A 25,140-nucleotide genomic window follows, 5' to 3' on the forward strand; every position below is an offset into this window, starting at 1 on the left:
AGTTATTTCAGATAAAATATAATTACAATCAGCACGAAGACTTCTGCATTTTCGTATTAGAATAAAAATATTTTAAAAGCTACAAATCTTAGTCCTAAGAAACACATTCAATGCAGAGTTTCCTCCATACTTTCCTATATTTGCCACAAATTACGAACAATGCAAAAATTGAATAATAGATATACCATAACCGCGGCATTACCTTATGCCAATGGACCTTTACATATTGGACATATAGCAGGCGCCTATTTGCCTGCGGATATTTTCGTACGCTATCTTAGGTTGCGTAAAAAAGAAGTGGCCTTCATGTGTGGAAGTGATGAGCACGGTGCTGCTATCACTATTCGCGCTAAAAAAGAAGGCGTCACGCCTAACGCCATTATTGATAAATATCATGAGCTGAATAAAAGCACTTTCGAAAAATTCGGAATTGCTTTTGATATGTATCACCGTACCTCAGATCCTTCTCACCATGAGCTTTCACAGGAATTCTTTATGAACTTATACGAAAAAGGTGAGTTCGTAGAGCGTGAAAGTGAGCAATACTATGATGAAGAATTTAATCAATTTCTGGCTGATCGATACATCACTGGAAAATGCCCTAAATGTGGTAATGAAGGAGCTTACGGTGACCAATGTGAAAAATGCGGAAGTTCTTTAAACCCAACTGATTTGATTAACCCCGTTTCAACCTTGAGCGGAAAAACACCTGTTTTAAGGAAAACTACTCACTGGTTTCTGCCATTAGATAAATATCAGGAATGGATGGAAAAATGGTTGGTTGAAGGCAAAAAGGGCAAGTGGAAATCAAATGTTTATGGTCAATGCAGTTCATGGCTCAACCAAGGATTACAAGCTAGAGCGATGACCCGAGATTTAGACTGGGGCGTTGACGTGCCGCTAAAAGGCGCTGAAGGAAAGAAACTATATGTATGGCTAGATGCCCCAATTGGTTATATTTCTGCTACCAAACAGTGGGCAAAAGATACCGGAAATGATTGGGAGAAATTTTGGAAAAAACAAGCTGATCCAAAAGATGATAGCACATTAATCCATTTTATAGGCAAAGACAATATTGTATTTCATTGTATTATTTTTCCAGTGATTTTGCATGCGCACGGTGATTATATTTTGCCAGAAAATGTGCCCGCAAATGAGTTTTTGAATCTTGAGGGAGATAAATTATCGACCAGCAGGAACTGGGCCGTTTGGTTGCATGAGTACCTCAAAGATTTCCCTGGACAGGAAGATGTATTACGATATGCATTAGCTGCTACTCTCCCTGAAACAAAAGACAGTGAATTCACCTGGAAGGATTTTCAAACTCGCAATAACAGTGAGTTAGTCGCTATTTTCGGTAATTTCATTAACAGAGCCGTTGTGCTGACACATAAGTATTATGATGGAAAAGTGCCAGCAAGAGGAGAATGGTTTGATTATGATCAAGAAATTCTGGATGAATTGAAGGGTTATCCTGAGCTCATAGAAGAAAAGATTGTCAACTATAGATTCCGTGAAGCTTTAGCTGCTATGATGGAGTTTGCGCGCTTAGGAAACAAATATCTGGCAGAAACAGAACCTTGGAAACTACAGAAAGAGAATCCTGAAAGAGTGAAAACCATTATGAATTTGGCTTTACAGATTGCAGCTAATTTAAGCATTGTTTGTGAGCCGTTCTTACCATTCACTGCTACCAAGCTTAGAAATATGCTCAATATTGAGGCTTATGAATGGGATTTGGCAGGAAGTGCAGATTTGTTAGAAGCCGGTCATCAGATCAACAAAGCAGAGTTATTATTTGAAAAAATAGAAGATAAAACAGTGGAAGAACAAGTCAATAAATTAGAAGAAGCCAAGAAAGCAAATGCTGGCGGAAGCCCTGATGTGGAACCTATGAAGGAGGAAATCAAGTTCGATGATTTCTTGAAAATGGATATGCGCGTTGGAACCGTTTTGACTGCTGAAAAAGTTAAAAAATCGAACAAACTTTTAAAACTTACTATCGATACTGGTTTGGACAAACGCACTATTTTGAGTGGCATTGCAAAACACTTCAAAGCAGAAGAAGTGGTAGGAAAGCAAGTAACCGTATTGGTGAACCTAGCGCCTCGACCTATGATGGGTGAAGTATCAGAAGGTATGGTTTTGATGGCAGAAGATTCGGAGGGAAATTTGCAGTTTGTGCAGCCGGGGGATAAAGTGAATCCAGGGAGTACAATTTCGTAAACTCAATAATAAAATATGGTATTAAAGGAATTAGAGAAAAGGATCAAAGCTTATCAGGAAGAGGGTAAAAAATATTTTACCACCTCTTCCTTTCAATCACATAGTTTAGTGCTTCTACATATGCTGAGTAAGATTGATTCTAGTATTCCTGTATACTTTATCAATACTGGTTATCATTTTCCAGACACAGTGGCTTTTCGAGATAAAATCATGAGTGACTTTGGCTTGACTAATTTAGTCGACTTAAAACCTCTCACACCTAAAAACATGCAACGTGATGCTAGTGGAAAAATGTTCTTTACCTCTGATCCTGATTATTGCTGCTATCTCAATAAAACTCAGCCCATGGATGCAGTATTGATGCAAAATGACATTTGGATCAATGGGGTTCGTGCAGATCAAAGCAAAACTCGTTCCGCCATGAAAGTAGAACAAGCAGCTCCACATGGTTCAACGCGACTCCACCCCATGCTAGAATGGAATTCTAAAATGATTCATGATTACCGCAAGGAACATCAATTGCCAGACCACCCTTTAGAAGCACAAGGTTACTTTAGTATCGGCTGTGAGCCTTGCACTCGAAAATTTGATTTGGATATGCAAGAAAGAGAAAGCCGTTGGTACGGGATGAATAAAACTGAATGCGGATTGCATACTGATTTAGCATAACTCCCACTTTTAATGTTGCAACATATAAATATTACAGACGTGATATTTGTTATGTATGCATACTATTTTACTCATTTTCCAATACTATATTTAGCAAACTGTATAGAATTTTTACTTCCTAGTAAAAAGAAAATCGAGTGGAGCTTCTATATGATTTTTCTTATTTTTTGCTTCGTCCAATAAAACTGACTGTTGGTTTAAATTTTTTAATACTTCATAGAATTTGAAAAAGATAGTAGTTTAAAGTTTAATCAAAACATTCCAACTATTTTTAGATTTTAGATGAATCGCTATTCATATATGTTTCTTGTACTTTTTAAAGTAAAAAGCAAATACATATCTTTGGAGCAAGTATTAATTTTGCATTATTATTACTTAAACCTCCAGTTAGGAGTGCTAATACTATGTGGAAACGGAAACTCATCTTTTTAATCACTACTATTTTTGCCATGCAATACCCTATGCTTGGTCAAAAAGCTTTATTTGATTTGAGGGATAAAGATTTAAATTCAGAAATAGTATTACTTCAAGACGAATGGCAATTTGAATACGGTAAATTGCTTAGCGCTGAGGAAATGCAAGGATCAACATCCCCCTTCTATTCAGAAATTCCTCATACTTGGACAGGAATGGAGTTTAAGGATGAAACCCTTCCATCAACAGGTTATGCCACCTATTACGCTCGAATTATTGTAGATGAAAAATTGAACGACTTAGCAATAAATTGTAAAGTAGTAAGTACAAACTATAAGCTATTTATCAACGGTCAAGAGATGGTCGAAGTGGGTAAAGTGGGGGCCTCAGAAGAAACGGCCGATCCCAATTACCGCAGCACCATTATTTCTCTCCCTGAAGATCAGGATACGATAGATCTCGTATTTCACATTTCAAATTTCCATTATCGGAAGGGGGGTATGTCAAGACCAGCAGAAATTGCTAGCAAAAATTTACTTCTCGAAAATAGAGGACAAAATATATCATTATCATTTTTCCTGATCGGATCAATTTTCTTTATGGGTCTTTATCACTTAGGTTCCAACCTATTTCGAACAAGAAACAAAATGAACACCTACTTCGCTTTAGTATGTCTATTCACGATTTTAAGAACCTTAAGTGTTAATGAATATTTACTAATTGAATATTTGAATTTCCCTTGGTGGTTAAGCGTAAGGATTGAATTAACAAGTTTCTATCTGATTCTCGCTTTTACAGTACGCTTCATCTATCACCTATTTCCTGAATACATTCCAAAATTCTTCGCACATATCCCCTATTATATAGGGATATCAGCTGCCATTATCACCCTTTTCACTCCTATTTTATTCAATTCCAATTTAGTCCCTATAATGCAGTTGGTGACGGTTATCACCGGAGTAGGAATACTGTACTTTCTCTTCAAAGCAAGTATAAAAAGAAACCGTGAAGTGCTTGTTGCCTTAGTGGGCTTTATTTTACTTTTCGCAGTGACGGTTCTTGATATATTAATACATCGCTCTCATATTGTCGGTGAAATGATATTTGCACTAGGAATCTTCTTTTATTTATTCAGTCATGTCGTCATATTAGCAAATCGACAAAATCAAACCTATATCAAAAATCAGGATTTGAGTTTGGCCCTCCAACAGTCAAATCAGCGCTTAGAAAAAACGGTTGAAGCAAGAACCAAAGAATTAAATGAACGAAACAAAGAGCTGGAGAAAAATAACCTAGAATTAAAACAAACCCATGATGAAAGAAACGGCTTAATACACGTTTTAGCGCATGACCTAAAATCACCGCTGAACAATAATAAGGGACTAATTCAGTTAATCAAAATGCCTGACAACCTGAATGATCAGCAAAAAGACTATTTAAAAAAGCTAGAGAAATCAAACGAACAAGGTGTTCAATTGATTGAAGATTTATTGCATCTGTATAGGATTGAATCAAAACAATTACCGGAAGTTGAAGCCATCAATATTCAAAATTATTTTAATGATATCATTCAAAAGCATGAAGATACTGCCAGCCTGAAAAAAATTAAAATTGAAAAAGAGATCAGAACAAATCAAACTTACTTCAATACCGATACAGACAAATTGCAGCGCATTATGGATAATCTCATCTCTAATGCTTTAAAATTCTCCTATGAAGATTGTTCGATCTATATTAAAGTTGAAAAAGAAGGGAGCCAACTCAAAATTGAAGTAAGGGATGAAGGAATGGGGATAATGGAGGAAGAACAGGATAAAATCTTCCAGAAATTCCAGAAAATGAGCAATAAACCCACTGCTGGGGAAAGTTCTTCTGGTTTGGGCTTATCCATAGTAAAAACCTTAGTAGAGCAATTAAAAGGTACTATAGAGTTTGAAAGTAAGCCAGGAAAAGGAACTAGTTTTAGGGTGATGCTACCAGTGCTGACACTAAAGTAATTTCTTAGATTTCTTGATTTCTGGAAAAATCTAGAGTAGAAAGTCAGGTTATTGGTAACCATTATATTTTCTTGAAAAAGAAACTATTAAAGTTTAAGTCCCCTTCATTTTTACAACTACCAAGAAAAGCTTAATTTCACCTTCTTGACGTAGGATACCCCATGAAGAAAATATTGATTACTGGAGGAGCCGGCTATATTGGTTCAGCATTGATTGAAAAACTTTTGCCTTTGCAAGAAGTAGAGCAGATCCTGATTTATGATAATTTATCTCGAAATAATTATCACTTCTTTTTAGGAAACAAACTCCCCAATCAAGAAAAAATCAATTTTATTCAAGGCGAATTATTAGACACAAGAAAGCTTAAAAAAGCTTTAAAGGGAATTGATACCGTTATACACTTGGCAGCAAAGGTAACTACACCATTTGCTGATGCCGATCCGCACTATTTTGAGCAGAGCAATCATTGGGGTACAGCAGAATTGGTTTATGCGGTAGAAGATTCGAATGTTGAACATTTTGTATTTGCCAGTAGTGTTTCGGTTTTCGGATCATCAAAGGAAATAATCAATGAAGAACATCAACCCAATCCCAGAACTATTTATGGGATCTCTAAACTTAGAGGAGAAGAGCATGTAGCACGTTTACTAGACAAGCTTAATACTCAAATTTTAAGATTGGGTAATGTTTATGGCTATGCCAATGCGGTTCGGTTTGATGCCGTCATTAACCGTTTTATGTTCGATGCTAATTTCAATAAACGTATCGCCATCCATGGAGATGGGAAACAGCACCGCCCGTTTATCCCTATTCAAAAAGTATCAGAGATTTTAAAGCAGGTTGCTATCAAAAATGATATCCCTTCAGGCTTTTACAATCTGGTAGATAAAAATTTAGAAGTGTTGGATATAGTAGATGCACTTAAAGCTATTCATCCAGACCTGGAGTTTACTTTTATCAACCAGCATTTGAAACTGAGAGAACTATTAGTCAATCCTGAGACGACTCTCCAAAAATACATTGATTTTCCTAAGGGCAATTCCAGCTTAAAAGATGATTTATTGCTTTTTAAGGAGCATTTGAGGTTTTGATGGAAGTTAGAAGTCGGAAGATCGAAGTAACTTCCATAGTCCATCTTCCTTCTATAAATCATTTATTAGTAAATCAAAATATTTGTTAAAGACCTAATCTCCCCTTCGGAGGCTAGGGGGCTTTAATCCTTTGTATCCCGAATAATCGTTTTCAATTTATCCCCAGAGACTTCCTCCACAGTTTCCCATTCTCCATTTTCGTTCAGACGTTGGATCACATATTTTTTAACTCCTTCTTCCCAGCCTTTAAAGGCATTCCACCTCAATTCGTATTTTCTAAACTGAACATCTTTTTGTAAAAGTACCGTATTGCTTTCCTCACTGCTCTCCGTATCAATCGAACAATCATTTATGACTTTAACTTGATAGGTATAAGTATGATTCTCGGTATCACTTTCTTCATCAATATAAAATTGCTCATGTGGTTCTACAGTATCAAAATATTCAAAATCCTCTCCATTCTCACTTCGGTAAATTTCAAATGAAGTAATCCTGCCTCTCCCCTCTTCTGGAATGCTCCATTCGGTGAAAACCTCACCTGTTTCCATCACCGTAGTGTTTTTAATTTCGGCCACTTGATTTACGTATATCTCATCGGTGACTTCAAATTCAACATAATTACTAATCGAACGCAAACTGTTCTGCTCAAAAGCTCCAACCCTATATTCATAAATACCTGGACATAAATCTTCTTGATCCAGAAAACGAAGAGCATTATCTTCTAAAACTGCAATTTCATGCCATTGCTCTTCTCCTTTTAGCTTTCTAAATATTCGCTGATTATCTACTTGAAATCCCTTTGATGAATTCCATTCAATATATCGTTGATTGTTTTCCTGACTTTCACTATGTAAAAACATGGTATTGAAAACAGTTAGATGCTCTTTTTCTAAAGTATCTGCGCAGAAAGAAACCGCTTGAAAAATATATTCATGAGACATTTCTTGCGGTCTGCAACTTTTGTCATCATACATAATTCTTTGATTTACACTTCCCGATAAATCAATTTTTTGCAATAAATGGAAACCAGTTGGACTGTCCCGATACACATTATAATGAGAAATATTATTGAAGCTAAAAGGCTTTAACTCAAATTGGACATTATTATTCTCCACTAAAATTTGATTTAAGTCAGCTTCAATGTGCCTTACGGTGTCTCGTACTAAAATCTGATTTGCATGTGTATAACTTACTGGGCAACCCTTATCATTTTTTACTGTTAAAGTCACATTAAATGTTCCTGTCTTTTCAATTAACACAGTTGGGTCTTTTTCAGTAGAGCTCTGTCCGTCACCAAACTCCCAAAAGTATGATGCTTTTAATAGGTTACTACTTTTGTTAGTCAATCGGACTTCAACAGGATAACATTCCCCTGAAATTTCCATATCAAAATCTACTTTTGGGGTTGGTAGAACTTTTATTCCTTTCATCCTAAAAGTCTGTTCGCATCCTTCTACATTTTCAGCAACTAGTGTAACATCATAAACACCAGCTTTCTCATAGAAATGCTGAGGATTTTGTTCATGTGAAGTATTTCCATCTCCGAAAATCCATGTCCACTTAACAGCACTGCTGGAAACATCAGTGAAATTTGCTGTATTAGGGAGGCAAACTGTCTTTTCTTCAATTTCAAAGGCTGTTTGCGGTCCACTTACATTCACAAATTGTTCTTTTGTTAAGGTGTCCTGACACCCCAGCTTATTGGTAATCACTAAACTTACATCAAAGTTTCCAACTGAATTATATAAATGTACAGGATTTGCTACTCTGGAGGTTTGACCATCCCCGAAATCCCAGAAGTAACTTTCTGCTCCATCAGATAAATCCTGAAAGCTTACTTGAACAGGTACACAATTTGACTCTATGGATTCAGCTAACTTAAAATCTGCTTTGTATGGCGTTACTTCAATGTATTGTTGCATCAAGACTGTATCAGCACAGCCACTATTATTTTCAGCAATTAATTGAACATCAAATATTCCAGCACTTTGAAATTGATGCTGGGGATTTCTTTCAGTACTGGAGTTTCCATCTCCAAAATCCCAAAACCAACTCACTGCATCATCACTTTTGGCTGAGAATTCAACGATATCGTCCTGGCAAATCTGCTTCTTGTCTACTTCAAAATTAGCACTGAAAATAAAGTTCATCGGCTTCTTAATGCTAAGCTTACATCCATTTTCATTTTCAATTATTAATTTAACGCTCCTTTTAGGTGCTTCAAAATAGATATGGGTAGGGTTTTGATCAGTGGAAGTGGTTCCATCACCAAAATCCCATTGCCATGAAGTAGCATTTACACTTTGATCTTGAAAGGATACTGTTACAGGCAAACAGCTTTGATCAAATTCAAAACTAAAATCACTAGTCAAGTCATCAATTTGAATAAATTCAGCTTCAGTACTTGTCTTACTGCACTCACCATTTGTGGAAGTAAGCGTCACTGTGTACGAGCCGGGGATGAAGGTGACTTTTGGATTTTCTTCCGTACTTGTTTCACCATTTCCAAAGTCCCAGAACCATTCTACAGCATCTTGCGATTTATTTTGAAACTGTATGGTGGTCTCGCCACAACCACTCCTTTTATTTGCTGTAAATTCTGCAATAGGATTTTTGACAATAATCTGTTGCGGTAAATCAAAAATTGACTCACAGCCTTCGTAATCTGTAGCAATAGCTTTAACCTGATACTCACCTCTTGCATCAAAAACGTAAGGGATATTGAAATCATCAATTAAAACTCCATTTCCCATATCCCATTTTATAGAATTAAAGCCAATAAGCGTATGCTCTATAGTGAATCCTTCTCCTAAGCATAAAGAATTTGGAAAGCTAAATCGATTTTCTTGATTACCTATATATACATTTTTTATTTTAGTGGTTGCACAGCTGTTCTGACCGCTTGCTGACAGACTTATTGAATACAGCCCTTCCTTTTCAACCCAATATCTGCCGCCATCAGATAATTCTATTGGGCGATTATTCATTTTCCATCTATAATTCTCAAATTCAGTGTTTTCTGGATTTAAGATGATCTCATAACCTTCACAATATTTTTGAAGCTCGTAATCAAAGTCAATTTCTGATTGTTGAATATTGACTGTAATATAATCTTCCACAAACACAAAACTATCTCTTTCAATTTTAGCCCAATATCCTATGGTATATTCACCTATTTCATGGAAAGATTGCTTAAAATCTTGCTTAGAATGAGTTGTTCCATCTTTAAACCTCCACTCAAATTTATCTGCCTCCGGAATGGGATTTACTAAATCTATGGAATATGGAACGTTACAACTTGAAAAGTTAAATTTGCCAATGGGACTATCACTTTCTTGTTCGTCTAAATCACCCTCCAATTCAGGATTCTCACAATCAGTCCAGGGATTCGGAACCATTATCGCTTTTGATTTGGTACATTCTCCTTCGCTTCCTACACTTAAGGTTATCCCTACGTCTCCCAATGAAATAAAGGAAGCATGCAACTCAGACTCAGTACTAATCAGGCTTTCATTATAATACCATCTAGCGGATTGCCAGTCTTCCAAATTGGCGACAACAAGAACGCTAAAAAACCCACATTCTTCCCCTTCAGTAACTTCCATATTTGTCTCTACTTCCAAATCAGGGATTTCAATTATATTGTAATTCTCTATTGTAGTTCTGCAGCCATTCTTATTGTTTGTAGTCAAAGAAACTTGGTAATTTCCTGCTGCACTATAACTATGTATTGGATAACGTTCATTTGACTTTTTTCCATCTCCAAAATCCCACTCCCAAAAATCATATCCCATGTCTCCGCTGAAATGGACTTCAGTGTAAGTGCAAGATTCAATAACTTCAGGTTCTGCTAAATCAATATCATTATCAAAAACAATTAATGGCGTTTCAAATTCATAATCGACCTTACAACCCTTGGCATTTGTATATGAAACGATCGGAAAATAGACTCCAGGATTTTTAAATTCATAATTTACATTTTCACCATCCAATTGTTTTTCTCCAATAGTCCACTTGATATCTGTAGCATTTTCATTCAGTAAGGCTATTTCAGGAGTAAATGGAGCACAGCCTCGCCACTCATTGACCTTTATATTTGTTTCCCTTTTAAATACTTGAACCCTGTCTACAAGTTCTGTTTCGATTTGACAACCGCTTTCGTAATGCGTAACAGCTACAATATTATAATCACCAGCTTGGTCAAAAGTGTAATTCAATTCGACACCGTTAATAGTTTCTCCATTTACTTTCCAAGCATAGTCCACAGCACCAGGAGTCCTGTTCACGGCCACAAAATCAAAAGGCTCACAGCCTATCGTTTGATCGTAGTCAATCTCTACAGCTTCAACCTCCTGAACATTTAAAAGTGCTTCGTCAAAAATAGACACTGAGCATCCAAAATCATTAAAATAAGTTAATTTAACTGCAATGTCGCCAATTTCAGAAAAACCTAAGCTCACTTTTTTGCCTTCATATTGCTTTCCATTAATCTCCCATTCAAATCCAGTATTTGAAGGATGAAGGGCTTTAAGTGTGACCTCTTCACCTAGACAGATAGAGCTCTCGCTCACTTCCATTTTGGGTGACTCAATTTCACCAACATTGATTAAGGAATCCAAACTTGTCGATATGGAACATCCAAATTCATTTATATAAGAAACTTCAACCTTATATGCTCCTACAGTACTATATGAATATTCAACATAGGAGCCATTTTTGACAGTACCATCACCAAAATCCCAACTCACGTGACTAACTTCTTCATCAAACGAAAAAATGATGGGTTCCTTGTCTGAGAGACATTGTACGTAGCTGCTAGCTGAAAATGAATTTTTGTTTACTTCATGGATTTCGATGACATTTTCCATTACTTTGATTTCCTGACATTCACCATCTATTTTTGCGGTAAGAGAAACTGTATACTTTCCAGATGCTTGGTATTGATGACTAGGATTTTCTTCTGTTGATTGATTTCCATCACCAAAAGACCATAAGTAAGAATCAGCATTTGTGGTTAAATTATTAAATAAGATTTCCTCACCTATACAACTCACATGGTTTTCTATGGAAAAGTCCACTAAAGGTCTTTCATTAACAGTGATAAGACTCTCATATTGAACGGTATCAATAATTCCTGTATTTAAAGTGAGAACTGCATAAACACCCCATTCCCCTGCTTTTTCAAAAATAAATGTAGGTTTTTTAGCTGTCGAAGACTGTCCATCTTCTGTTTGCCATTCTACTGATTCAACATCAAAATTCTCAATTTCGAAAATCACCACTAATGGCAAACATCCAGCATTTTTATCTGCTTTAATCTGACCAAAAGATCGAGAGGTAAAAATAAGCGTGCTGAAAAAAAACAGCAATCCAAGTTTAAAAAATATAGTTTTCATTATGACGATGATTATTTAATGAGCATTACTTTTCCAGACCTATCAACTCCTTGTCCTTCATTACCCCTGGCATAAACTTGATACACATATCCACCAGAAGGTGCTTCATTACCCTTTACTGTTCCATTCCATTTTGTGTTGATATCTGAAGTACTAAAAACAACATCCCCAAATCTATTGTAGATAATCATTTTATATTCCTTTACACCTTTAGCTACGGCTCCAAAACTATCATTCAATCCATCGCCATTGGGTGTAAATGCAGTTGGAAGTTCAATCGAAAATGGCTGAAATAACGTTATCACGTTTGATGCGCTCATAACAGAATCATTAGAGGCGCTTATAGCTAATATACGAAATTTAGTGGGTTTTTTATCTGGGTCAACATTACCAAAAGAAGCATTGGCTGCTAAAATAACTGTCGCGATAAGGATAAGAAATGATTTCATGATGAATTCTGATTAAATGATATATCAAAATTCGACATATTAAAGCTCCCATAAATCAGAGGAATTCTAATTTAAAAGAATAAGGGAAGCACCAATCAAATTAAGGATAAGTACTATAAAATATTAGGTATTTTACTTAATTGGGTACGGATTGAGTACTGTTTAAAGTTTTGGTAAAATATCAAAACGTGGGGAGAAGATTTCATCATTCCTTACTTCTACTTCCTTTCTACAACAACTTTCTGCAGAAAAAAATATTAGATAAAATAATTAGAATTTATAACTAATTAAATTCAACATAAAAACCTACTGTATTTCTAACTGGGACACCTTAGTTAATGCAAGTATTGAATAAGTTAAATAAAGATTAAAAATTCATTATTAGAGCCTCAAACAAGGATAAAATATGTTTGAATTAATTGTTAATTTTATTCGAGGTTAACACCCCCACTTTAGCATAAAGCGAAAAAGCGGGTTGGAGGGTAAAATGGCGGGCAGGCGATGGCCATTGTGGGAAGTAGCATCATTTTACCTTGATTTTTTGCATACTTTTTCATCAATGGAAAAAGTATGAAAGTGAAAGGTAGCATTTAAGCAAAGAAGTCTACTCTTTTTTGCTAAAATCAATACACTGGGACATCCAGAAATACAGAAAAAATACCATATGAAATTATAATTTAGAATTTACAACTAATAAAAATCAACAAAAAAACCTTTCTTAAAGTAGTAGACTCTAAAAAAGGTTTCATGCAATCAGTATATTATTCAATAATAAATACTTTATTTCTTTTTCTTATCATATAGTTTCTTGGCACCAAAAGCCGCACCAGCTGCAATTAAATACTCAATACCTGTGATAGGTACAGGATTATCATCTGGCGGATCTGGAGGTCCAGGTTGTGCGCTCAGACCATTGATGCTCAATATAAGTAAAATACTAAAGGTTAATAATTTTAATATATTTTTCATTTCCTTACCCCTATTCATATTCAGCAATGTTGCTTATTGCTTTACAATTCTTTTCGTAACTACTCCATTATCCGATTCAATTTGTATCAAATAAGTTCCTTTAGAAAATTTAGCCATATCAATTTCAGAATGACCTGCGTTTAAGACGAAACTATCGATAAACTTTCCTGTAATTGTAAAAATAGTAATATCTACAGAATTAATATTATTTAAATCGATAAACATTTTATCTATTACCGGATTTGGATATAATTTCAATGCATTTTCCAATGCTTTATTGGCATTTAAAACTTCCTCATTGAAAGTAAAGGACTCACTTATCTTACTGCAATCACCTTTTGAGACTTCAACTTTGTAGTCACCTGATGCATTAGCAACTAGTACTTTTCCAGTTTCGCTATCCATCTGATTTCCGTCCAAATACCACTGATAGCTATCTCCTTCTATTGAACTTTCTAATACATTTCCAGAAACCAATATCCCGGGAACAGTCAAATCAGTAACTTCAATAGTAAAATTGATATCGTTAATCTTGCATCCATTTGCAGGAACTCCTGTAAGCCTATAGGTTGTCGATTCTTTGGGTTCTAAATTAATAATGTTACTTTGTGTCTCACTTATCAACTCATTACCTATATATACCAGATATTTATCAATTTCTACATTTGCCGACATTTCAATTGTAGCCCTGCCATTTAAGCAAATATTTTGATTTTCAATACTTTCAATCACAGCATCTTCATACAGCGCAAATTCAACTATTTGCTCTGCATTGATTGACTGACAATACTCCCCTTCAATTAATATATTGTATTGATTGATACCCATTTTTAATTTGGACGAGTCCAAAGTAAATGAAAGTTGACCATCTGTATTTGCTGTGGCACTATGAGCAATTTCTCCATCTCTTACAAGTGAATATTTTTTAGCCTTTTGTGCATTTTCTATTATCACATTTACATTCTGCAGCCCACACACATTTTCTGTAACTATATCCAAATTTGACTGAATACTTTCTTCTACAGTCAAGCTAATCTTTTCAGCAAATTCATATTCAGAACAACTACCAAGATAAGCCATGACATAGTATTCATTGTTACCAACCTCAACAAATTCTGATGGAATTGTAAAGGATTGGTTGCTTCCATCCCCTATCAAGGTATTCACAACTTCATCATTTTTATAGAATTTGTATTCTACATTAGCTTGACTCTTAAAATTAATGCTAGCTTCATTGCTGTTGCATATATCACTAGTTTCAAAAGTCACTGTCCTGTCAATAGATAAATTCTCAACTACTATTTCTAAGACCTGTTCTAAAGTTCCGCTCTGGCAACCGTCTTTATCAGCTGTAATTACAAACTCATTTAATCCATCATTCAAATTCTCTGCTGCTATATATCCATCATATTGACTTCCAGTTCCCTGAATCGACTGAATCGTATCTTCATTTTGGACAAGGTAGTAATTTGCATCTAATTGTGTAGCTATACTAAATGGAGCTTGGGTTTCTATCTTGCAAATAGAAGAACCTGTTACTTTGTTATCCAAACTCAAAGCTTCAGCTATTTTGATTTGTACACTTCCTACACTAACGGTATCACATCCAGCTACGAACCCTTTTAATACAAAATCATTAATTTCATCAACCAATACTTCTTTGGAAACATCTAAATCTAAAGTTGCTCCTGTACCTTCTACTGAAGTTAGCAGTTCACTATCCTTATACAATAGGTACGTTACATAAGAGTCAGTATTTTCTAAAATCAATTCGGCATTTTGATTAGGACAAACATCACTAGAAGAAGTAGAAATTTGGCTAGGTGAATTAGAACTTATAAGCAATTCAAACCTGTCTGAACTTTTAGATTCACCATCACTATTAACCGTAAAATTGTACTTAGTTTTATTATCAACTGAAATATTTTTATCTAAGTAATGATCTACAAGTTGGAAAGATTGTGATGGAACTTTACCTAAGTCATTAAAAGTGATAGAATACGTCACTTCATTTTTCAATTGTTCAAAACTTATATTAATCGAGCGACTACAAGGAGATGCACTGGAAATTGAAGCCATTCTATTTACCTTTAGTGGTTTACCATCTGAAGATAAGGTAGAAATTGTTTCATAGGTATTAAGCAACCTATTGGCATCGAAGGCAGCTTCATATGCATCAGTGGCTCCGTCAGCAAAGTGAACTATAGCAACATCATCATAATCAGGTGTTGTCAATACAATTTCGAATCTTTGTGGAATATCAGTCTCTCTGAAGTATGTTGGAGTTGTACTGGTAACCTTCGTACTTTCCGTTGCGGTAAGTTCACCAGTCCCATCTGTTGCTTGTACAAAAAAACCTTGCCCTTGAGGAATTAGTTGTTCAGAAGACCCGTCATAGGCAATATATGCCCCAGTATTAGAATTATAAATTTGAGCTGTATTTCCCGCAATGGCAGTTTTCCCCCATTGACTCCAGTCAGTTGGAGCTGGATAAGGATTAGCGACCAAGTGCCAGCCAGCATCTGGATCAGTCCCCGTAAAAGAAAGAGACCTTGTAAAACTTCCTGTATTAATAAGTCCAGTACCATCCATTGTCACAGGAATCACGCCAGGATAGGTATATAAATAATAACCTTCTCCCACGTTAAAAGTTTCCGTATTGGATGAAGAAGGAAAGGCCACATAGCGCTCATTTAGAGTAAGACCTGCACCCGCGTCTTCATCATAAGCATACATTGAAGGATTATTATCGTAACCTGTTCCTGTACTGCTGCCGGAAAACACACCTGTTACAGGTAATTCATTCTGAATATCTGACACCGCTACATTGCTCATTGGAAAGCCTACAATATGATAAGCATTATCTCCTGCATCTGTAGCATATAGAGCCCTTTGAACCGTAACTGTCCCGCTTACCGCTGAACCAGAAGGAATTTCTCCTATAAATGCATCTTTTGTTGAAGTTGATAATAATGTCATTATCCCAGTTCCTCCACCATCTAAATCTAAAGTAGTACTTGCGCCTACTGTAATTCCATCTTCAATAAATACAACTCCTGTATTGTTGTTATTTACAGTTCCTCCAGAAACATTTAAAGTGTATATATTAAAAGCGCTTGAACCAGAAATTTCTCGCGTACCGCTGCCATTCATATTTATGATACCATCATTATCATTGAAAGTACCATTATTAGTTAATCCGCCTGAAATATTAAGCGTTGCGGGAGCATTGAAAGTCCCGTCAACCTGAATATTAGCAAAAGTAGGAACAGTACCTGAGATAGACGTAGTGCCTCCAAAAATCACAGTTCCTCCGTTTGCATTAAAGCTTCCTGAATTATCTATATCGCCATTAATTGTTAAAGCCTGAGATGAATTGGCTGTAACAGCACCACTACCACCAATTGTTAAATTGTTAACTGTAATGGGGTTAGTTCCTCCTAATTGAGAAGTAGCATTAATTGTCAAAGTACCTGCACTACTATTTAAAGTACCATTATTGGTAATATTTCCGTTTACATTTAAACTTGTTGCTGGATTGAAAGTAGCATTGACCGTAATATCACCGAAAGTGGGTACTGTACCTCCAGTTAAATTTGTGGTGCCATCAAAAGTAATTGTAGCACTAGTTAAGTTTGAACCAGCACCAGAAACCAAATCTCCATTTAAGGAAATGGTATTGGTTCCGGCATTAAAAATACCATTTGTAAAAGTAAGTGTACCATTTACCGTAAAATCATTCTGAATATCTAGGTCTCCAGTACCCGCCTTTTCTAAATTGGCAATTGCTGTTGGATCAGTAGAAAGTTCTGCTCCTGAATTAAAGGTTACGTCATTATTATATAATAGATTGTAGGTGCCAACAGCCGTTAATTCATTTGTCAAAACACCACTAGATTGCCTTTCAACATTACCTCCATCTGCAATGCTTATCGCAGAACCTGTTAATTCACCAGAAAACAAATTTATATTACTAGCCGTAAATCCTGAACCCCCAACATTAAATGTTGATGAAGCACGATCTAAAGTCAAGGTATTTATATCACCTGAAAAAGAGGCTGGACTAGGCAAAGCCCCTGACCCATTTATTATCAAAGAAGCCGCTGCATCAGAAACTAAACTTCCGGCCGTTCTAGAATAAGGCCCGCTTAAGGTGAAAGTATTTCCATTTAAAATAAGATTACCTGCAGTTTGCTCAAAGGTACCATTGATTAATAAGTCCCCACCGAGGGTTACGGTACCAGAAGAAGTTCTATTAATGGTAAAATTTCTTAATTCTTGAGTTCCAACAAAACCCAATGTTCCAAATGCCCCAGTACCACCTATAGTCAAGTCAGATAACGAACCTCCTGAAATACCTCCACTCGTGGTAACTACATTTCCGTTAAGTGTAAGTAAATTTCCATCTCCAATATTTAAAGTTCCTTCGGTTAGATTTAAAGTTCGACCTGAAGAAATCATAATGTCGGAAGACATATTTACTCCCGCTCCCGTGTTATTTACAGTAAGGTTTACATCAGTCGAAGGAAAACCATCTCCTAAATTTTGTAATGTACTCCCATTAAAACTTAATGTTATTCCGGAACCATAAGTTCTTGTACCGGAAACCCTGATTACTCCTGAAGTTGTACCTAATGAAATACCATTTGGCTCAGCTAAAATCAATTGGCTTCCCGGATTCATATTAAAAGATCCAGTACCACTGAAATTACTAGTGCCACTATTGATAATTGCAGATGAGTTTAATCTAAAGTTAACATTTGTGTAGGCTCCTCCAGAGGCATTATAGAGTTGTTCAGTTGATCCTGCAAATGTTATTCTTGAAGTTCCAGTGCCCTGAATTGTACCACTATTATGGCTATAGTTGCCTGAAACGTTTAGAATTCCTGAACCAGAAGTACCTAGAAAAACGAATGTTGAGGTGTTGCTAAAATTAACTGTGTTAACTGTTACATTACCAGAAGAAGTCAATGCCAGTCTTGTAGAGCCAGAAAGGATTATATTTCCTACTTCGAATACCACTCCTGAAGCAGAAGACAAGGCTAAAGTACGTCCACCAGTTGATGAAACAGTGAAGTTACCAGCTACAGTAGTATTTGAACCAGTAAGGCCCAAAAACAAAGTTGAAGACTGTGAAGGACAATTCCATGTAAAATTCCCATATGACTGATTTATATTAGTGGGAACTGCATTTGTTACACCAGAAATTATTGTAGTGGAAGAAGTCGCCCAATTAGCAATAGGAATTGCACCATTATTTTGCGCATGTTGGTAAGCACTATTTGCATTAAAATTAATTGTAGATAAGTTTGGATCACTTAAAGTCAAACTTCCAGAATTAATAACATTTCCATTAATATTAAGAATACTCCCGTCAAAGAAAAAGTCATCATTTAATGTAAGACTTCCAGATGATTGAATGGTTAAGTCCGTCCCGGAACCATCAGCAATTGTAAGTGTATTAAATGGATCAACAGATAATGAAGCATTACTTTGTATTACTGTTTGATCAATAGTTAGGCTAGAAACTATTGTTATTGAGTGTGAATCAATGATCGTAATATTACCATCAGCACTAGTAGGTGTATTAGCAGTATTATCCCAACTACTCCCAGTCCATTCTTCCCATGTATTACTATCATTCCAGTTTCCCGACTGCCTAGTTTGAAAATCACCAGCACTCTGTCCAACCCCAACACTAACAACCCCAACAAAAAACAATATCGAAAGTAAAAATCTTTTCATATCAAATATTTTAAAATCAACTGATTTAGAATAGCCCCTATTCACCAGCTTCATTTACTTTAATTAACAAAAATACAAACATATTTACACAATAGGTAAGCAACCAACTACAATATCTTACATTTTATCGAAAAATACTTAAAAATTGGTAGTCCATATTGATAAATATGTCAGAAGACGTAGGAAACTGCAAAAGAGTTGGAATCCTTCAGTCTTCAAGTGTTGAAGTTTTTAAGTGATGAAGTGATTAAGTTAGCTGATTAGCTGGTTAGGTCAGACGATAGTCAGACCGGAATAACCTCCTTGGTTTATGCCGGTCTGACCTGCGGTACTGACCTAAAACGTATTAATCACGACTTAAAAGCATACTATGCTGGCTCTGAGATCAAATCAATAACAAGCGTGCTTTTAAATATGTCCGACCTTCGGTACTGACATGGACATGTGCTTAAAGCTTCTAACTTCTAACTCCCTCTCCTTTCCCCTTTCCGCAAATTTTCGGATATTAGCATTTCAAAATTTTCGACTTACAAAACGACTTTTTCATATGAAGCATAAAGCCAATAATCCAGCACTTAAAAGCTGGGTAGAAGTAGCAAAAAATTCAGATTTCCCTATTCAAAATCTTCCTTATGGGATTTTTTCAACCAAAGATAAATCACCAAGAGCTGGCGTGGCCATTGGAGATTACATTTTGGATTTGACTGAAATCCAGTCCGCTCAATTATTCAATGAATTAAACCTTCCTGAAAGAATTTTTGACAGACCCATTCTCAATGACTTCATGGAATTGGGCAAAGAAGTTACCGTTCCGGTCAGAGAAAGAATCTCTGAACTTTTGCAGCATGACAACCGGGAGCTTCAAGGCAATGACCAATTAAAAGAACATGCCTTAATTCCGCAAAAGGAAGCTAGTATGCATTTGCCCATACGAGTAGGCGATTATACTGATTTCTATTCTTCAGAATCTCATGCAACTAATGTGGGTACCATGTTCCGTGACCCGGATAATGCCTTACTACCCAACTGGAAGCATATTCCTGTGGGTTATCACGGTAGGGCTTCTTCTATCGTGATTTCAGGAACACCCTTGCATCGTCCAAAAGGACAAACTATTGCACCTGATGCCAAAAAGCCGGATTTTGGCCCAGCTAAATTGGTAGATTTCGAATTGGAAATGGCTTTCATCACCTGCGGTGGTAATACTCTTGGAGATGCTATCCCGACCAAAGAAGCTGAAAACTATATTTTCGGTTTTACATTGTTTAATGATTGGTCAGCTAGAGATATTCAAAAATGGGAGTATGTTCCTTTAGGTCCCTTCTTAGCCAAAAATTTTGGTTCTTCTATGTCACCATGGATTGTAACGATGGAAGCTTTAGAGCCATTTAGAATTGCAGGACCAAAGCAAGAGCCAGAAGTATTACCATACTTAAAATTCGCAGGAGATTACCATTTTGACATCGACTTGCAAGTGGGTATTCAACCTAAAGATTCCGAAGAAAAGGTAGTCACCAATTCCAACTTCAAGTATATGTATTGGAATGTAGTTCAGCAATTAGCGCATCACACAGTTAATGGTTGTAATATCAATACCGGAGATGTTTATGCTTCAGGAACTATCAGCGGAAATGACCCTTCTGCTTATGGTTCCATGTTGGAAATCAGTTGGAGAGGTTCCAAACCAGTCGAAATGCCAGATGGAACAGAAAGAAAATTCATTAATGATCATGATACTGTCATCATGAGAGGACATGGCGAAAAAGATGGGGTTAGAATTGGTTTCGGTGAAGTTCGGACTGAGCTACTTCCAACTAAATAACAGCCAAAGGCTGTGGATTAACCACAAAGGCACAAAGACACGAAGATTATAAAATTACTTCAGCTTTAAATTTCATAAGTTTAATTGTACGAGGATATCCAAGAAAATAACATTCTTCTTTTTGAGATTTAACGTTCCATACTAATATAATTTCTTCATGAAGCTTTGTGTGTCTTCGTGTCTTTGCGGTTAGCAATCTTCAGCTTTAACTGAAAACCTTTTGTTTTCTTTGTTTCCTATTGTGGTTCATTTTCGCTTTTTTATTTCTGATAGCTATAATAAAAAGCCTTTAATTCCTTAATTTTGCAATTAAATGTCATTTTTGAATAAAATTTAATCATATATATATGTCACTGGCAACAAAATACAATCCTTCAGATATAGAAGATAAATGGTACAAACATTGGATGGAGCAGAAGTTTTTTGCTTCAAAACCTGATCCTAAAAAGGAGCCCTATACTGTGGTAATTCCGCCTCCGAATGTAACAGGAGTTTTGCATATGGGGCATATGATGAATAATACCATTCAAGATGTATTAATCCGAAGAGCCAGAATGCAAGGAAAAGAAGCTTGCTGGGTACCAGGAATGGATCATGCATCCATAGCCACAGAAGCAAAAGTAGTAAATATGCTTAAAGAAAAAGGCATCAATAAAAATGACATCACGCGTGATGAATTCATGGAGCATGCCTGGGAGTGGAAAGAAAAATATGGAGGTATAATTCTGCAGCAACTGAAGAAATTAGGCGCTTCTTGTGATTGGGATCGTGAGCGTTTCACTATGGAAGAAGATATGTCCGCTGCCGTGATTGAGGTTTTCGTTGATCTTTATAAAAAAGGCTATATCTATAGAGGAAACCGTATGGTGAACTGGGATCCGGAAGGAAAAACAGCTTTAGCCGATGATGAAGTAAATTTCAAAGAGGTTCAGGGGAAAATGTATCACATCCGTTATAAGATTGAAGGAAGTGATGATTCTTTGATCATTGCCACTACCCGACCTGAAACCATTATGGCGGATGCTGCAATTTGTATTAATCCAAATGACGAGCGCTTCACTCATTTAAAAGGCAAAAAAGCAATCATTCCATTAATTAATAAAGCTATTCCCATTATCGAGGACGATTATGTTGATATGGAATTTGGAACAGGTTGCTTGAAAGTGACGCCCGCTCATGATATTAATGACCACGAAATTGGTTTGCGTCATAACTTAGAGGTAATTGACATCATTGCTGATAATGGAAAGCTCAATGATAAAGCGCAGATCTTAGTTGGGGAAGATCGATTTGTAGCCAGAAAGAAAATTGCAAAACTACTTAAGGAAAAAGAACAATTAGAGAAAGAGGAAGATTATACTAATAATGTTGGGCATTCCGAAAGGACCGATGCGGTTATCGAGCCTAAGCTTTCTACACAGTGGTTTGTAAAGATGGAGGAATTGGTGAAGCCGGCTTATGAAAATGTAATGAACGATAACATTAAGCTGATTCCACCAAAATTCAAAAATACTTATAAGCATTGGATGGAAAATGTAAGGGATTGGTGTATTTCCCGTCAGCTGTGGTGGGGGCAAAGAATCCCAGCTTATTTCATGCCTAATGGTGATTTTGTTGTGGCTCAAAATAATGAGGAAGCATTAGCCTTGGCTAAAGAGAAGAGTGGCGACAATAATTTAAAGGCGGAAGATTTAAAGCAAGACGAAGATGTTTTAGATACTTGGTTTTCTTCTTGGCTATGGCCTATTTCTGTATTTGACGGATTCAAAGATCCTGACAATGAAGAATTTAATTATTACTATCCGACTAATGATTTGGTAACGGGTCCTGATATCTTATTCTTCTGGGTAGCCAGAATGATTATTGCAGGCTATGAATTTAAAGGTCAATTGCCATTCAAAAATGTTTATCTGACTGGTATCGTGAGGGATGATAAAGGTAGAAAAATGTCTAAGCAACTAGGTAATTCTCCTGATGCCTTAGGTTTAATTGATAAGCACGGGGCTGATGGTGTGAGAGTTGGTTTATTGCTTTCTGCTGCTGCCGGAAATGATTTATTATTTGAAGAAAAACTTTGCGAACAAGGATGGAACTTCGGTAACAAAATCTGGAATGCTTACAGGTTAGTAGAAGGACTGGAAGTAAAAGAAAAAGATACACCAATTGAAGCAATGAAAGCTCGTGACTGGTTTGAAGCTCGCTTTCAAGATGCACTAAAGGAAATCAATGATCATTTTAGTAAGTTCAGAATTTCAGATGCTTTAATGACTACGTATAAATTGATTTGGGATGATTTCTGCGCATATTATCTTGAATTGGTGAAACCCCCTTACGGTGAAGCTATTGATAAGGAAACCTACGAAGCAACTATTGTTTTCTTCGAAGATATCCTCACGATTTTACATCCATTTATGCCATTCTTAACAGAAGAAATTTGGCATCAGATCACAGATAGAGGCGATCAAGATTGCGTGATTGTAAACCATTGGCCAATCGAAAAAAATTATAATACAGCCATCTTACAAGACGCTAAAACAGCCTTTGAATTAGTTTCACAAATCAGGAACATCAGAGCTTCCAAGGGGATATCGCCTAAAGATTCACTTAAGTTGTATGTAAAGACCAAGAGTGAAATGATCTATCAAGAATACATTTCTGTGATTGATAAATTGGCTAATATTGATGAATTGGCTTTTACTACTCAGAAAATTGATCAGGCAGTTAGTTTCTTCATCGGTTCTGATGAGTGTTTCATTCCAATGGAAGGTACAATTGATGTAGAAAAGGAAAAAGAAGAAATCCAAAAAGAGTTGGATTACACCAAAGGCTTTTTGACCAGCGTAAAAAAGAAGTTGGAAAATGAGCGTTTTGTAAGCAACGCCCCTGATAAGGTAGTGGCAATGGAAAAGAAAAAACAATCTGATGCTGAAGCCAAGATTAAGACTTTGGAAGAAAGCTTGAAGAATTTGGGGTAATGCAAAAAGGCCCTAAGGGCTGACATATAAAGATGTGGGAAAGAGCCCAAATTAAAAGATGGATACATTGCCTTGGAAGGAACAAATATTACGCCACTTCGGGGCTATGATAACATTTGTTAGTTGTTAACACAGGGCTTCACCCAGTGTTAAAATATGTCGTCCTTTTAGGACTAAGTATGGAATCATACTTATAATATTTTGAAAAAAACAGAAAAAGCACGACTCTCATCGTGCTTTTTGCATTATCAATTAGATAGAGAATATTTTTCATCCCATCTTTTCATCGCCACCCATCAAATAAGCTTTAATATAATCGTTTAGATCTCCATCCAAGACGTTTTGAACATCGGTTCTCTCTACTCCTGTTCTAGCATCTTTAATCAATTTGTAAGGATGCAAGACGTAATTTCGAATCTGAGACCCAAAATCAATTTTCTTCTTGCCAGCTTCCACTTCACTTCTTTCGGCATTTTGCTTTTCTACTTCCATCTGGTATAGCTGAGATTTCAACATCTTCATGGCCTCTTCCCTATTTCCTAACTGCGTCCTATTAGCTTGGCATACCACTACAATTCCCGTAGGTTTATGGGTCAATTGCACCTTGGTTTCGACCTTATTCACATTCTGACCACCAGCACCACCAGAGCGAGAGGTATGTAGCTCCACATCATTAGGATGGATATCAATTTCAATGGTATCATCCACAACGGGATAAACATAAACTGACGCAAAAGAGGTATGTCTTCTTCCACCGCTATCAAAAGGTGAAATTCTTACCAAACGATGAACCCCATTCTCCGATTTCAAGAATCCATAGGCCTGTGGTCCATCAAATTCTAAAGTAACAGATTTGACACCTGCCACATCCCCTTCTTGAAAATCTACTTCACGCACTTTGTAACCATTAGATTCACCCCACATGATATACATCCGCATCAGAATCCCAGCCCAGTCATTGCTTTCTGTCCCTCCGGCACCGGGGGTTATCTGTAGCATTGCGGATAACTGATCTTCCTCTGAAGAAAGCATCTTCTTCAATTCCAGCTCCTCGGTTTTGGTTAGTGCTTTCTTGTAAGCTTTGGCTACCTCTTCCTCAGAGGATTCACCCATATCTAGAAATTCGTAATAGGTCTCTACTTCTCCATAATACTCTTCCAGCTCCTCAAAATGCTTAGTCCAGGTTTTTAAGCCTTGAATTACCTTCATGGTCTTTTCCGCTTCATCTGAATCATTCCAGAAATCGGGCTGGGCAGAAACCAATTCTAACTCTTTTACTTCTTCTACTTTTTTATCGTAGTCAAAGATACCCCCGAAGTGCTTCCACTCGGGCCTTTAAATCTTTTAAATCGTCACTAGTCATTAGGACTTTGTTTTATGTTGTTTT

General features: G+C 36.3%; 11 protein-coding genes. 6 read left to right on the top strand and 5 right to left on the bottom strand.

From position 1 onward, the window contains the following. Window positions 1–159 precede the first annotated feature (159 nt). The 4 genes from metG to Q3Y49_RS16930 all read left to right on the top strand — a co-directional run bounded on the left by metG (window position 160) and on the right by Q3Y49_RS16930 (window position 6,397). Entirely contained in the window at window positions 160–2,226 is a 2,067-nt protein-coding gene (gene metG, locus Q3Y49_RS16915; RefSeq protein ID WP_303269814.1) for a methionine--tRNA ligase, read from the top strand. 15 nt (window positions 2,227–2,241) lie between these two features. Next, complete coding sequence (locus Q3Y49_RS16920; protein ID WP_303269816.1) at window positions 2,242–2,895, top strand: phosphoadenylyl-sulfate reductase; 654 nt, start codon at window positions 2,242–2,244, stop codon at window positions 2,893–2,895. A gap of 404 nt (window positions 2,896–3,299) precedes the next feature. Then, a complete protein-coding gene (locus Q3Y49_RS16925) occupies window positions 3,300–5,306 on the top strand; it encodes a sensor histidine kinase (protein WP_303269817.1) in 2,007 nt (668 codons plus the stop codon). Between the two features lie 161 nt (window positions 5,307–5,467). Next, on the top strand, window positions 5,468–6,397 hold the full coding sequence (locus Q3Y49_RS16930; RefSeq protein ID WP_303269819.1) for an NAD-dependent epimerase/dehydratase family protein: 930 nt from the start codon (window positions 5,468–5,470) through the stop codon (window positions 6,395–6,397). Between the two features lie 122 nt (window positions 6,398–6,519). On the opposite strand, the gene Q3Y49_RS16935 is transcribed toward Q3Y49_RS16930, so the two are convergent. The 4 genes from Q3Y49_RS16935 to Q3Y49_RS16950 form a co-directional block, all read right to left on the bottom strand. Continuing rightward, complete coding sequence (locus Q3Y49_RS16935; protein ID WP_303269820.1) at window positions 6,520–11,793, bottom strand: PKD domain-containing protein; 5,274 nt, start codon at window positions 11,791–11,793, stop codon at window positions 6,520–6,522. An 11-nt stretch (window positions 11,794–11,804) separates the two neighbouring features. Next, window positions 11,805–12,242, bottom strand: coding sequence for a T9SS type B sorting domain-containing protein (locus tag Q3Y49_RS16940; protein ID WP_303269821.1), 438 nt, complete (start codon window positions 12,240–12,242; stop codon window positions 11,805–11,807). A gap of 780 nt (window positions 12,243–13,022) precedes the next feature. Continuing rightward, window positions 13,023–13,229: a hypothetical protein gene (locus Q3Y49_RS16945; protein ID WP_303269822.1), complete on the bottom strand. Its 207-nt coding sequence runs from the start codon at window positions 13,227–13,229 to the stop codon at window positions 13,023–13,025. Between the two features lie 15 nt (window positions 13,230–13,244). Next, complete coding sequence (locus Q3Y49_RS16950) at window positions 13,245–18,956, bottom strand: T9SS type A sorting domain-containing protein (RefSeq protein WP_303269823.1); 5,712 nt, start codon at window positions 18,954–18,956, stop codon at window positions 13,245–13,247. 547 nt (window positions 18,957–19,503) lie between these two features. Here Q3Y49_RS16950 and fahA point away from each other — a divergent pair. Then, window positions 19,504–20,778, top strand: a complete 1,275-nt coding sequence (gene fahA / locus Q3Y49_RS16955; RefSeq protein ID WP_303269824.1) for a fumarylacetoacetase — start codon at window positions 19,504–19,506, stop codon at window positions 20,776–20,778. Between the two features lie 347 nt (window positions 20,779–21,125). Continuing rightward, window positions 21,126–23,753, top strand: a complete 2,628-nt coding sequence (locus Q3Y49_RS16960) for a valine--tRNA ligase (protein WP_303269825.1) — start codon at window positions 21,126–21,128, stop codon at window positions 23,751–23,753. A gap of 270 nt (window positions 23,754–24,023) precedes the next feature. On the opposite strand, the gene prfB is transcribed toward Q3Y49_RS16960, so the two are convergent. Beyond that, a protein-coding gene (gene prfB, locus Q3Y49_RS16965; protein ID WP_303269826.1) for a peptide chain release factor 2 occupies window positions 24,024–25,116 on the bottom strand; the annotation gives its coding sequence in 2 pieces (ribosomal slippage) (window positions 24,024–25,055 and window positions 25,057–25,116; 1,092 coding nt in all). Window positions 25,117–25,140 lie beyond the last annotated feature (24 nt).

This window comes from Marivirga harenae (genome assembly GCF_030534335.1).
GTDB lineage: Bacteria > Bacteroidota > Bacteroidia > Cytophagales > Cyclobacteriaceae > Marivirga > Marivirga harenae.